Below are 12121 nucleotides of genomic sequence, written 5' to 3' on the forward strand. Positions count from 1 at the left end.
AGGAGGAAGACCATGGAATTCTTCCGCATCCGAAAAGACATCCCCTTCATGAAGCACGCGTTGGTCTTCAACGCGATTTCCTTCATTACCTTCGCGCTGGCCGTGTTCTTCCTGGTCACGCGCGGACTGCACCTGTCGGTGGAGTTCACGGGCGGCACCGTGATGGAAGTGGCCTACAGCCAGCCCGCCGAGCTGGCCAAGGTCCGCGAGACCGTCTCCGGCCTGGGCTACACCGACGTGCAGGTGCAGAACTTCGGCACGGCGCGCGACGTGATGATCCGCCTGCCCGTGCAGAAGGGCGTGACCTCTGCGCAGCAAAGCGAGCAGGTTCTGGGTGCCCTGAAGGCGGCAGACCCCGAAGTCACGCTGCGCCGCACCGAATTTGTGGGACCGCAGGTGGGCGAGGAACTGGTGCATGGCGGCCTCATGGCGCTGGCCATGGTGGTCGTGGGCATCGTGATCTACCTGGCCTTCCGCTTCGAGTGGAAGTTCGGCGTCGCGGCCATCATTGCCAACCTGCACGACGTGGTGATCATCCTGGGCTTCTTCGCGTTCTTCCAGTGGGAGTTTTCGCTGGCCGTGCTGGCGGGCGTGCTGGCGGTGCTGGGCTACTCGGTCAACGAGTCGGTGGTGATCTTCGACCGGATCCGCGAGGCTTTCCGCAGGTACCGCAAAATGACCACCCACGAGGTGATCGACCACGCCATCACCAGCACGATGAGCCGCACGATCATCACCCACGCCTCGACAGAAGCAATGGTGCTGTCGATGCTCTTTTTTGGGGGGCCCAGCCTGCACTACTTCGCGATGGCGCTGACCATCGGGATTCTGTTCGGCATCTATTCCTCGGTGTTTGTGGCGGCCGCCATCGCCATGTGGCTCGGGGTCAAGCGCGAGGATCTTGTCAAGCCTGCCAAAAAGGAAGGGGATCCCAACGATCCCCACGCCGGAGCGACCGTTTGACCCGCTAATATCTGCTTATGCAGCCCACGCCCTCTTCCGTTCCACAGCGTCGCCTGGCCCGCCAGGCGCGCCAGAAGTTCGTAGAGGGCCTGTGCTCCGGACTCCCGGAGTTGGGCAAGACAGTCCAGGAGTTCCTGGCCACCTTGATGGCCCAGACGGGCACGGCGCGCGAAATGCAATCGCGCCGGGATGCGTGGATGCAGTACCAGCAGCTGCATGCCACCTGGACCCAGCGCACGGCCAAGGCCTGGCAGGAAGCCCTGGCACCCCATGCCATCAGCGCCCGGGGGCCCCTTGCCGGAGGGGTTGTCGGCAACCAGTTCGAGCTGCTCAGCGACGACGTGGTGGAAAACAAGATCCTGGCCTCGCGCATGGCCCTGACGATCACCGAGCAGGTCGGCCCCCAGTTCGACACCCTGCGCCAGCGCACCCAGTCCCTGGAGGGCCAGGAACTCGACAGCAACGACATCCTTCGGCCCGATACCGTGTGCCTGCTGCTGGTGGAGCAGTGGGTGGAATCCGGCCTCTCCCGCACCGACCTGCAGACCGTGGTGGACCCTCTGCAGCGCGACCTGGCCAATCTGCTCCAGAAGCATTACCAGGCCGTCAATGTGTTCTATGTGGAGCAGGGCATCACCCCGCAGACGGACCTGAAGTCCCGGGTGCGGCGCACCAGCGGAGGGACAGCCACAGGCGGCAGCGATTCAGGCGCCGGTGGCCTCGCATCGCAGGCCCTTGCGCAGACCCGTGAAGCCATGGCTGCAGCGCGCGGCAACCCGCCCTTTCCGGCGCAGATGCCGCGCATGCCCCAATATCCGCCCGGCTACCCCCGGCATGGGCATGGCATGCATACCGCCTTCGCGACGGGCATGACCCCGCTCGCACGTGCCCGCCAGCGGGCGCAAGGGGTCATGGGCCAACTGCGCCGCCTGCTCACCCAGCCCGCTACCGGGTTCGATATGGTCAACGCCCCGCCGGCGTCAGCGGCGCTGGCCCATGCACTCACCGCCCACCGCGTGCATGCCGATACCTTCTACACCAATGTCGCCACGCTGATAGAAGACTACAGCCCGGCCGCTGTGGTGCAGCTGGCGGGCACGGTGCGGGAGCGGTCCACGGAACTCAAGAAAAAGGCCACTACCACGGGCGAGAAGGCCATCATCGAGGTGGTGGCGCTGATGTTCCAGAGCATCCTCGCCGAAGACCGTATTCCCCCGGCGGTGCGCGTGTGGTTTGCGCGCCTACAGGTGCCTGTGCTGCGCGTGGCGCTCGCAGAACCCGAGTTTTTCAGCAACCTCGACCATCCCGCCCGCAAGCTGATCGACCGCATGGGCGCCTGTGTGCTGGGCTTTGACTCCACCAGCATCAACGGCAGCGCCCTGGAAACGGAGATCCGCCGCGTGGTGCAGGTGATCGAGCAGTACCCTGAAACCGGCCGACGGGTGTTCCAGCTCGTGTACGACGAGTTCGAGAAATTTCTGTCCAAGTTCCTCACCGAAAAGCAGGCCACCTCCCGCCTTGTCAGCGTGGCCCAGCAGGTGGAGCAGCGGGAAACCCTGGCCATCCAGTACACCATCGAGCTGCGCACCATGCTGCGCGACATGCCGGTGCGCGACGAAATCCGCGAGTTCCTGTTCAAGACCTGGGCCGAGGTGCTGGCCCTGTCGGCCGTGCGCGATGGCCCACAGCATGCCGACACGGTGGCGTTCAAACGCACGGCAGCCGACCTGGTCTGGGCGGCCAGCGCCAAACCCAACCGCAGCGACCGGGCCCAGGTGATCCAGAACCTGCCGGGCTTGCTGCAGCGCCTGCGCCAGGGCCTGGCGCTGCTCGGCGTCAATGGGCCCGAGCAGGACGCGCAGGTCAAGACTTTGACCGACACCCTGGCAGATGCCTTCCTGTCCAAAACCGCCTCGATCCCGCAGGCACACATCGAGGCCATGGCCAAACGTCTGGCCAACCTTGAGGACTTCATGAGCGACGCAGCATTGGGCGACATGCCGCTCAATGCCGACAACATAGAGATGATGCTGGGCATTGATGCCTCGTCCATCCATGTGGTGGCCGACAATGGCGCGCCGGTGGACGACGCCATGGTGGTGTGGGCGCAGGAGCTGCAGCCCGGCAACTGGTACACGCTGGACCACAACGGCGCGTCGACCCAGGTGCAGTACGCCTGGCAGAGCCAGCGCAAGCAGCTGCACCTGTTCGCAGCAGTCGATGGCAGCAGCTACCTGATCCAGCTGCGCCGCCTGGCCGCTTACCTCCAGGCGGGCCTGCTCGTGGCCCAGGACGAAGAGGGCCTGACCCTGCGCGCCACGCGCGACGCCCTGGCCAAGCTGGACGCCAACCCCGAACGCTTGCTCGACTGACATCAGAGCAGTTTCTGGCCACCCGGGCAAAGGGCCCGGGGCGTCGTCGCTCTGGCCTGAAGATTTCGGCTTCAGCCGCGCCCCAGACGCTGGAACAGCCCCCCGGGCAGGCGCGCCACGCGGCCATCCAGTTCCAGCTCCAGCAGCATCACCTGCAAGGAGGCCGTGTCCACGCCGGTGCGTGCCACCAGGGCGTCCAGGCCCAAAGGATCAAACCCCAGCGCGGTGAGCACGGGGTTGTTTTCCGACCCGGCTTCTGCGCGCTCCTCCAGCGCTGCCCCCTCTTCGGCGGGCGACTCCGGCAAGCCCGGTACCGTGGTGGCCGGGAGCCGCAACTCCTCCAGCACATCTTGCGCCGACTCGACCAGTTTGGCCCCCTGGCGGATCAGTGCATGGCAGCCCCGCGACTGGGGAGCATGGATGGACCCCGGGATCGCAAAAACCTCCCGACCCTGCTCGACCGCCATCCGGGCCGTGATCAGGGAACCCGAAGCGAGCGCGGCCTCAACAACCAATGTCCCCTGGGACAGGCCCGAGATGATGCGGTTTCGCTTGGGGAAGTTGGCCGCGAGCGGGGGCGTTCCCAGTGGGTACTCGCTGACCAGCAGCCCCCGGGCTGCAATGCGGCGCGCCAGATCCAGGTTCTTGCGGGGGTACACCCGGTCCAGGCCAGTCCCCACCACGGCAATGGTGGCCGCCGCCGAAGCGTCTGCTACAGAGGCATCCAGTGCACCTTCATGCGCCGCTGCATCCACGCCCAGTGCCAGCCCCGACACGATGGTCAGCCCAGCGCCGTGCAATGCCCGCGAGAACAAGCGGGCGTTCTCTGCGCCCTGGGCGGTCGGGTTGCGGCTGCCGACCACCGCCAGACACCGGTCGCTGGGAAAAGGCTGGTGCGCGAGCAGCTGTGCTGGGCCGGTGAGGTACAGCAGCAACGGAGGATCTTCCGTGTCCAGCAAGGACTGCGGGTAGCGGACGTCGCCCAGCGTGACGATGGTGCGTGCCGGGCCCTCGGGCCCCGCTCCGGACAGCCACTGGGCAGTGGTGTCCCACAAGGCCTGCCAGGCGGCAGGAATCTCACACAAAGCCCGCGCCTGGGCATTGGTCACACATTGCTGCAACGCCGCCTCGGGCTGCTGAAAAATCGCCTGCGGAAGCCCGAAGCGGGACAGCAGCCGCCGCGCAGCGCCGTTGCCCACGCCAGGGGACAGCGTCAAACGCAGCCAAGCCCCCAGCTCTTCATGGTCCATGGGTTTCAGGCCGCCCACGCACAGTCTGGTGCCGCCTCCTGCCGAGAGCAGCGGCCCCTCCGTACGCAGGCGTGCGCGACTTACTTGGGGTTGACGAGGCGATCGCCTACGCGCACGCCGTTGCGGATTTCAAGGAGCAGCGCATAGGACACGCGCTCAAAGGTGCGGAACACCATGGCCGTGCCATTGATTTCGCTGGGCAGCTTGACCATGGCCTTGGCCTTATCGGTCGTGTCCTTGATGCGGTCACCCTTGGTCATCAGGCTGAGCACATGGCCGGGCTCCACGCCGTCTTCCGAACCCATGTTGATGGCCACTACCTGGTTCTGGGCGCCATAGGCCACGGCCGAGCTGCCGTAGATGGAGACCACGCGCGCATCGACCTCGACCTCAGGGGCGCGCGGCGTGTAGCTCATGAATGCGCGCGCAGGTGCGGGCAGCAGACGGTCACCGGCCTGGACTTCTTCCTTGGTGGCCGACAGGTCCACGGTGGCGGGCACGTACTCGGCGTTGTAGCCGCCCTTGCCATTGGGCGTTTCCTCGAAGGATTCACCGCGCACCAGTTCGGCCTTGCCCACGTACTGGGCCTCGTAGCCCAGCACCTCGCCCGTCATCGGATCCTTGAGGGCCACTGCGTTGCGGAAAACACGGTAGAAGCGCGGCTCCCCGGCCTCGGCCAGCATGGGCGAGGCGGTGTCACCGCGCACATAGACGCGGTCGCCCGCGCCCATCAACACGCGCTCGTCGGTCGTGGCGATCACCCGCGGGGCGCGCAGCAGCGTTTGCTCGTCCACCACCAGGGGCTCGACCAGGAAGGGTTCGATCAGGTGGGGCTTGAGGGTCGGCAGTGCGGAATCCACCAGACTGTCGCTGCGTGTGCGCGGCGACACGCGCACGGTTTCGGGCTCGCCCGTGGTGCCGGGGCGGCTGGTGCGCAGGCGGGCGTAGCCACCGTCTTTTTCCAGATACAGGGTCTGGCCCGGGAAGATCAGGTGCGGATTGGGAATGGCCTTGAGGTTCATGCCCCACAGCTCGGGCCAGCGCCAGGGGCGCTTGAGGTACATGCCCGAAATGCCCCAGAGCGTGTCACCGCGCTTGACGGTGTAGCTGTCGGGCGCGTTGGGCGCCAGCTCCTCCAGGGGCACGCCCCGCTCGGACACCTGCTGCGCGGTGGCGCGCTGGCCGCTGGAAATGGGGTAGTTTTGCGCCTGAGCCGGCATGACCAGCAGGGCGCCAGCGATGATGGTGAGCGCGCCCAGGGCGGTCCGCCGCACGCTGGTGAATGCCGTCATGTTGTTCCTTTTCTCATGCATTGTGAAACGCCCCCTCACTGGCAACCCGGCACCTGCAGCATGCGGGCGCCCGGGTAACTACGTTACAAACCTTCTTAGATTCTCTGCTCAAGCCCTTGATTCGGCAACGATTATTGGCCTGCAACCCTGCGGCAGGCGGCAAAAGTGGCGAAAATAGCGACATCTTTTACCTGCAGCCATGGCAATCCTTCCCATTCTCTGTTACCCGGACCCCCGGCTCCACAAGGTCGCACGCCCCATAGCGGTGGTGGACGACCGCATCCGTGCGCTGGTGGCCGACATGCTGGCCACCATGTACGACGCCCATGGGATCGGCCTGGCCGCCACCCAGGTGGACGTGCACGAACGGCTGGTGGTGATCGACGTGTCCGAAGAACGCGACCAGCCCCTGGTGCTGATCAACCCCGAACTCGTCTGGACCAGTGCAGAAAAGCATGTGAACGACGAAGGCTGCCTGTCCGTCCCCGGCATCTACGATGGCGTGGAACGTTTTGACGCTGTGCACGTAAAGGCGCTCGACGCCCAGGGCGAGTCGCGTGTCATCGAGGCAGGCGGCCTGCTGGCCGTGTGCATCCAGCACGAGATGGACCACCTGATGGGCAAGGTGTTTGTGGAATACCTCTCGCCCCTCAAGCGCAACCGCATCAAGACCAAGATGATCAAGCAGCAGCGGGAGGCCCGCGAGTGAGGCCTCCAGCGCTCTGCGCCTTGCGGGGCGGCGGAGTGCTGGCGCGGGCAGCGCTCGGGGCGCTGCTCATCCACCTTGCCGGGTGCGCGCTGCCTGCCCGCGAGCAGCCCGGCGCACTGCGCGCCGACGTGCGGACCCGCCTGGGCCCGCCCAGCGCGACCTTTGCGCTGGCGCAGGGCGAGCGGTGGCTCTATTCCGAACTGCCCGCAGGCTTTGAGGCCCACGCCCTCGATTTCGACGCCAGTGGTCGGCTGCTGCGCAACGAACAGGTGTTGACCCAGGCTCGTTTCGAGAGCCTTCCGCTCGGCACCTGGACCGCCGCCGATGTGCAGCGCAGCTTTGGCCCCCCCTTGCGGGTGGAGCGCGTCGCGCGGTTTGATGGCGACATCTGGACCTACCGCTTCCGCCAGAACTCCGACCCACGCTTGGCCCATGTGCACCTGGACCGGCAGGGCGTGGTGCGGCAGGTGCTGTTCACCGACGAACTCCCCTTTTTCGACAATGCGCGCGACTGAGTGCGCTCCCAGACATCCGCATGCAGCCTCCCATGAGAGTCATTTTTGCCGGCACCCCCGAATTTGCCCGCGTGGCGCTGGAGCAGCTGCTGGCCGCAGGCTTCACCGTCCCGCTGGTGCTCACCCAGCCTGACCGCCCTGCGGGCCGGGGTATGAAGCTGCAGGCATCGCCCGTCAAACAATGTGCGCTGGACCACGGCATTCCCGTGGCGCAACCGCGCAGCCTGCGCCTGGATGGCAAGTACCCCGAAGAAGCCGCCGCCGCGCGCGATGCACTGCTGGCCGCCCAGGCCGATGTGATGGTCGTGGCCGCCTACGGGCTGATCCTGCCGCAGTGGACCCTGGACATGCCGCGCCTGGGCTGCCTGAACATCCACGCCAGCCTGCTGCCACGCTGGCGCGGCGCGGCCCCCATCCACCGCGCCATTGAGGCGGGTGACGCCGACACCGGCGTCACCATCATGCAGATGGACGCGGGGCTGGACACCGGCGACATGCTGCTCACCGAGCGCCTGGCCATCACCGCCGACGACACCACGGCGACGCTGCACGACCGGCTGGCCCACCTGGGTGGCCGCATGATCGTGGAAGCGCTGGAGCTGGCGGCCTGCGGCGGCCTGCAGCCTGTGCCCCAGCCTGCCGAGGGCATCACTTACGCCCACAAGATCGAGAAGGCCGAAAGCAGCATCGACTGGTCCCAACCAGCCAGCGTGATTGGCCAGCGCATCCGCGCGTTCGACCCGTTTCCGGGCGCCAGCACCGAGTGCAGCGGCGAGACCATCAAAGTATGGAGCTATGCTATTGATAGCACAAAAGGCAACGCAGACGCGCGCAAAGGCCTTGTTTTATCTGTAAATGACACCGGTGTGCTGGTGGCCTGTGGCGCGGGCACGGCGCTGCGCCTGACCACGCTGCAGCGCGCGGGAGGCAAACGGCTGCCTGCGGCCGATTTCCTGCGCGGCTTCGACCTGCAACCCGGCATGGTGCTGGGCGCCCCCGCCGCATGAGCGTGCTCGCCTCCCTGCGCAGCACCGTGCGCCACCCTTCGTTCCGGCTCGCCGCGACCGACATGGCGGGCACCTCGCTGGGCATTGCCGCCTGGGGCTTGGTCACGGGCGTGGCCATGGTCAAGAGCGGCATGCCGGTAGGTATGGCGGTGTTCATGTCGCTGCTGGTCTATGCGGGCAGCGCGCAGCTGGCGGTCATCCCGCTGCTGTCCGTGGGCGCGCCACTGTGGGTCATCTGGCTCACCGCCGCCTGCGTGAACCTGCGTTTTGTGATCTTCAGCAGCATGTGGCGCAGCTACTTCGCCCACCTGCCGCTGCGCCAGCGGCTGGCGCTGGGGTACTTCAGCGGCGACGTGATCTACGTGGCCTTCATGAAACGATTCCCTGAACCCCGCCCCGCGCCCGAGCAGGTGCCGTATTTCTGGGGCGCCGCCAGCACCAACTGGCTGGCCTGGCAGGTGCCATCCATCGCGGGCATCCTGCTGGCCAACGCCGTGCCCCTGTCCTGGGGGCTGGGGTTTGCCGGGGTGCTGGCGCTGCTGGGCGTGCTGCTGTCGCTGCTGTTCGACCGCGCCACCTGGCTGGCCACGGGCGTGGCGGCCACGGCGGCGATTGCCGCGTTTGCGCTGCCGCTCAAACTCAACATTCTGGTGGCCCTGGCTGCGGCCGTGGCCGCCGGGCTGCTGATGGAAGCGGTGGACCGCCGCCGCCACAAGCCCGAGCTGCTGCTGGTGCCCGCCGACAGCGTGATGCCACCCGAAGAACGCGAGCATGTCGCGGCGGGCGATGTGGTGCCGCTGCGCGAGGAGCGCCATCCATGATGAACGGATCCTGGATCGAACCGGTGCTGGCCATCGTGGGCCTGGCGGTCATCACCGTGGTGTCGCGCTCCTTCTTCATGATCCCCGAGCGCGAGCTGCCGCTGCCCGGCTGGCTCAAGCGCGGGCTCAAGTACGCCCCCCTGGCCGCCCTCACCGCCGTGATCGCGCCCGAGATCCTCATGACCCAGGGCGAACTCATCGACACCTTCATGGACGCCCGCCTGCCCGCCGTGGTGTGCGCCAGCGCCTACTACTTCTGGCGCCGGGGTATCCTGGGCACGATCCTGGTGGGCATGGCGGTGTACCTGCCGCTGCACATAGGTTGGGGCTGGTAGCGCCAGGGCAGGCGCGTGGTGCGCGCCGCCTAAAATGGCGGCCCTGATCCACGAGCCATTCCCGGAAGCCCTCCCCCATGAACATCCTCCGCTTTTCCGATCTGTGTGTCCAAGGCAAGGCCCAAGGCCAGCGTGTCTTCATCCGTGCGGACATGAACGTCCCGCAGGATGACGCAGGCCAGATCACCGAAGACACCCGCATCCGCGCCTCGATCCCCTGCATCCGCATGGCACTGGATGCCGGTGCCGCCGTGATGGTCACCAGCCACCTGGGCCGCCCGACCGAAGGCGAATTCAAGCCTGAGGATTCCCTGGCCCCTGTGGCCAAACGTCTGTCCGAGCTGCTGGGCCGCGATGTGCCATTGGTGGCGAACTGGGTGGATGGCGTCACCGTGGCCCCCGGCCAGGTCGTGCTGCTGGAGAACTGCCGCCTGAACGTGGGTGAAAAGAAGAACAAGGAAGAGTTGGCGCGCAAACTGGCCGCGCTGTGCGACATCTTCGTGAACGATGCGTTCGGCACCGCCCACCGCGCCGAAGGCACGACCTACGGCATCGCCCAGTTTGCCCCTGTGGCCTGCGCGGGCCCGTTGCTGTCGGCCGAGATCGACGCCCTGACCAAGGCCCTGGCCCAGCCCCAGCGCCCGCTGGCCGCCATCGTGGCGGGCTCCAAGGTATCCACCAAGCTCACCATCCTGCAAAGCCTGGCCGACAAGGTGGACCAGCTCATCGTGGGCGGCGGCATTGCCAACACCTTCATGCTGGCCGCAGGCCTGCCCATCGGCAAAAGCCTGGCCGAGCCCGACCTGCTGGACGCCGCCAAGGCCGTGATGGCCGCGATGAAGGCGCGCGGCGCCGAAGTGCCGATCCCCACCGACGTGGTCGTGGCCAAGGCCTTTGCCGCGGATGCCCCCGCCACTGTGAAGGCCGCCACCGACGTGGCGCCCGACGACCTGATCCTGGACATCGGGCCCGACACCGCCGCGCGCCTGGCCGCCCAGCTCAAGTCGGCAGGCACCATCGTCTGGAACGGCCCCGTGGGCGTGTTCGAGTTTGCCGCGTTCGAAAACGGCACCCGCACCCTCGCCGCTGCCATTGCCGAATCACCCGCGTTCAGCATTGCGGGGGGTGGCGACACACTAGCCGCCATCGCCAAGTACGGCATCGAGAAACAGGTGGGTTACATCTCGACCGGCGGCGGCGCCTTCCTGGAGGTGCTGGAAGGCAAAAAACTGCCCGCTTTCGACATCCTGGAGCAGCGCGCAGCCGCTGCCGTGTAAGCAAATGCAAGGCAAACCGGGCTATTGGGCCCTGCGTGCCTTGCAGCAACACACAACTGTGACCAAAAACAACGAACTGTGTACGGCGGAGCGCAGTTAGCGTAATTTTTTCTTGTTTTTGTTGAGGAACCCGCCCAGAATTATTTTTCAATCGTGCGGGCTGTATCTGTCCAGATCCTCGCAAATCTAGTCCGTAGGAGGGAATCATGTCGTTTTCAAAGGCAATCAGCTTGGCCGTTCTGGCTGGCGCTGTAGCAACCTTGGTTGGGTGCGCACAGAAAGCGCCTATTCCCGTTGCGGAAAATTTTGAATACACCTCGCAACCCAAGGTCCGCTCTGCAGGCCATTGGGACCTGGTGTCGCGTGATGTGGTGAGCCAGACCCTGGGCACGTTGGACAAGGCCGGTGTCGCTCCCAATACCCCGCTGCACGTGACCTTGCCCGCCAATGCCACGCAGTTTGAAACCGGGTTCCGCGAGTTCCTGATCACCAAACTGGTTCAGAACGGTGCCGTGGTGCATCAAAGCCCCGGCCAAGCCCTGGAGGTCTCCTATGGCATCCAGGTGGTGCGCCATAACAGCGACCGCCCCCATTTCATTCCTGGCGCTTTCACCATGCTGGCTGCGGGCCTTTTTGCCGCGCACGGCCTGCGCCATGAACACATCGACGCACAGCTGGCCGCCGGTCTGGGCTTGGCAATCGCCGCCGACTATGCCAACAGCATCAACTCGGGTGGTCCCACCAACACCGAGCTGATCCTAACCACCACCGTCACGCGCGGTGGCCAGTACCTGGCCCGCAAGACCGACGTGTACTACCTGGAAAACGCTGACACCCCGCTGTTTACGCGTCCCTCGTACAAGAACGTCAACATGAAGGTTGTCTCGCAATGAAAACCCCCGCACTTCTTCTGACGGTGCTGGCCGGAGTGGTTCTGGCCGGTTGTGCCAACAACGCTGCGCCCACGCGCGTCGAGCCCACCTACCAGGAAGCCGCCAGCAGCCAGTTCATCCAGACCAGCCGCGATGCCGTGGCCAAGCTGACCACCGGCTTTGACATGAACGCCCTGGGCGCAGGCCCGGTGCTCGTGGCCACCGTGGTCAACGTGAACGACCTGAGCCGCGCTGCCCCCCTGGGCCGCACGCTGTCCGAGCAGTACGCCACCAGCATGGCCGCCAGCGGTTTCAACGTGAAGGAAATCAAGCTGCGCGGCGACGTGTTCGTGCGCGAAGGCCAGGGCGAGCTGCTGCTGTCGCGCGAGATCAAGGACATTGCCCGCAACCACAACGCCTCGCTGGTGCTGGTGGGCACCTACTCCGCCGCTGCCAACTACACCTACGTGAGCCTGAAGCTGGTGCGCACCGAAGACAGCCGCATCGTGCGTGGCCACGACTACGCTCTGCCCAACGATCGCGACGTGCAGCGCCTGCTGGCCGTGCCACGCTGAGCGCTTGGTTTGATGCGCCCGCAGGCGCCGCCTGCAACAACGACAAAAGGCCGTTTCGACGGCCTTTTTTCGTGCCCGCACAATCGCAGCCCCCCGCTGCGGGCACCGCGAACCACAGCCCCCAGATGAACCC

The 12121-nt window shown here is 66.1% G+C and carries 12 protein-coding genes; 10 read left to right on the forward strand and 2 right to left on the reverse strand.

Annotation, left to right across the window (positions count from 1 at the left end; translation table 11 throughout):
• The first annotated feature begins 12 nt into the window (after positions 1 to 12).
• On the forward strand, positions 13 to 963 hold the full coding sequence (secF, locus tag AC07Z7_RS12965; protein WP_094289655.1) for a protein translocase subunit SecF: 951 nt from the start codon (positions 13 to 15) through the stop codon (positions 961 to 963).
• A 17-nt stretch (positions 964 to 980) separates the two neighbouring features.
• Positions 981 to 3335, forward strand: coding sequence for a DUF1631 domain-containing protein (locus tag AC07Z7_RS12970; protein WP_494766456.1), 2355 nt, complete (start codon positions 981 to 983; stop codon positions 3333 to 3335).
• 71 nt (positions 3336 to 3406) lie between these two features.
• On the opposite strand, the gene dprA is transcribed toward AC07Z7_RS12970, so the two are convergent.
• Complete coding sequence (gene dprA / locus AC07Z7_RS12975) at positions 3407 to 4585, reverse strand: DNA-processing protein DprA (protein ID WP_494766457.1); 1179 nt, start codon at positions 4583 to 4585, stop codon at positions 3407 to 3409.
• 80 nt (positions 4586 to 4665) lie between these two features.
• Positions 4666 to 5877, reverse strand: a complete 1212-nt coding sequence (locus AC07Z7_RS12980) for a LysM peptidoglycan-binding domain-containing protein (protein ID WP_094289661.1) — start codon at positions 5875 to 5877, stop codon at positions 4666 to 4668.
• Positions 5878 to 6076: 199 nt separating this feature from the next.
• Between AC07Z7_RS12980 and def the strand changes: the two genes are divergently transcribed.
• From def to AC07Z7_RS13020, 8 genes are all read left to right on the forward strand, one after another.
• Positions 6077 to 6586 carry a peptide deformylase gene (gene def, locus AC07Z7_RS12985; RefSeq protein WP_494766458.1) on the forward strand — a complete coding sequence of 170 codons (510 nt, stop codon included), beginning with the start codon at positions 6077 to 6079 and terminating at the stop codon, positions 6584 to 6586.
• Between the two features lie 20 nt (positions 6587 to 6606).
• A complete protein-coding gene (locus AC07Z7_RS12990; protein ID WP_494766459.1) occupies positions 6607 to 7101 on the forward strand; it encodes a hypothetical protein in 495 nt (164 codons plus the stop codon).
• 32 nt (positions 7102 to 7133) lie between these two features.
• Positions 7134 to 8108 (forward strand): methionyl-tRNA formyltransferase, encoded by a 975-nt coding sequence (gene fmt, locus AC07Z7_RS12995; RefSeq protein ID WP_494766460.1) that lies wholly within the window; start codon positions 7134 to 7136, stop codon positions 8106 to 8108.
• Positions 8105 to 8929 carry an AzlC family ABC transporter permease gene (locus AC07Z7_RS13000; RefSeq protein ID WP_094289667.1) on the forward strand — a complete coding sequence of 275 codons (825 nt, stop codon included), beginning with the start codon at positions 8105 to 8107 and terminating at the stop codon, positions 8927 to 8929. Before fmt ends, AC07Z7_RS13000 begins: the two co-directional genes overlap by 4 nt.
• On the forward strand, positions 8929 to 9264 hold the full coding sequence (locus AC07Z7_RS13005) for an AzlD domain-containing protein (protein ID WP_063461553.1): 336 nt from the start codon (positions 8929 to 8931) through the stop codon (positions 9262 to 9264). Before AC07Z7_RS13000 ends, AC07Z7_RS13005 begins: the two co-directional genes overlap by 1 nt.
• A 77-nt stretch (positions 9265 to 9341) precedes the next feature.
• The gene (locus AC07Z7_RS13010) at positions 9342 to 10541 is read left to right on the forward strand and encodes a phosphoglycerate kinase (protein WP_494766461.1); all 1200 of its coding nucleotides are present in this window, start codon (positions 9342 to 9344) and stop codon (positions 10539 to 10541) included.
• 206 nt (positions 10542 to 10747) lie between these two features.
• Positions 10748 to 11434 (forward strand): hypothetical protein, encoded by a 687-nt coding sequence (locus tag AC07Z7_RS13015; protein ID WP_094289671.1) that lies wholly within the window; start codon positions 10748 to 10750, stop codon positions 11432 to 11434.
• A complete protein-coding gene (locus tag AC07Z7_RS13020) occupies positions 11431 to 11988 on the forward strand; it encodes a FlgO family outer membrane protein (protein WP_252658010.1) in 558 nt (185 codons plus the stop codon). Before AC07Z7_RS13015 ends, AC07Z7_RS13020 begins: the two co-directional genes overlap by 4 nt.
• The last annotated feature ends 133 nt before the right edge of the window (positions 11989 to 12121 follow it).

It is taken from the genome of Acidovorax sp. GW101-11A03 (genome assembly GCF_059424825.1).

Excerpts from the sequence above, each read along its gene's own strand:
- secF (WP_094289655.1), top strand. The coding sequence starts at position 13 with ATGGAATTCTTCCGCATCCGAAAAGACATCCCCTTCATGAAGCACGCG.
- fmt (WP_494766460.1), top strand. The coding sequence starts at position 7,134 with ATGAGAGTCATTTTTGCCGGCACCCCCGAATTTGCCCGCGTGGCGCTG.
- AC07Z7_RS13000 (WP_094289667.1), top strand. The coding sequence starts at position 8,105 with ATGAGCGTGCTCGCCTCCCTGCGCAGCACCGTGCGCCACCCTTCGTTC.
- dprA (WP_494766457.1), bottom strand. The coding sequence starts at position 4,585 with ATGGACCATGAAGAGCTGGGGGCTTGGCTGCGTTTGACGCTGTCCCCT.
- AC07Z7_RS13020 (WP_252658010.1), top strand. The coding sequence starts at position 11,431 with ATGAAAACCCCCGCACTTCTTCTGACGGTGCTGGCCGGAGTGGTTCTG.
- AC07Z7_RS13005 (WP_063461553.1), top strand. The coding sequence starts at position 8,929 with ATGAACGGATCCTGGATCGAACCGGTGCTGGCCATCGTGGGCCTGGCG.
- def (WP_494766458.1), top strand. The coding sequence starts at position 6,077 with ATGGCAATCCTTCCCATTCTCTGTTACCCGGACCCCCGGCTCCACAAG.
- AC07Z7_RS13015 (WP_094289671.1), top strand. The coding sequence starts at position 10,748 with ATGTCGTTTTCAAAGGCAATCAGCTTGGCCGTTCTGGCTGGCGCTGTA.
- AC07Z7_RS12970 (WP_494766456.1), top strand. The coding sequence starts at position 981 with ATGCAGCCCACGCCCTCTTCCGTTCCACAGCGTCGCCTGGCCCGCCAG.
- AC07Z7_RS13010 (WP_494766461.1), top strand. The coding sequence starts at position 9,342 with ATGAACATCCTCCGCTTTTCCGATCTGTGTGTCCAAGGCAAGGCCCAA.
- AC07Z7_RS12980 (WP_094289661.1), bottom strand. The coding sequence starts at position 5,877 with ATGACGGCATTCACCAGCGTGCGGCGGACCGCCCTGGGCGCGCTCACC.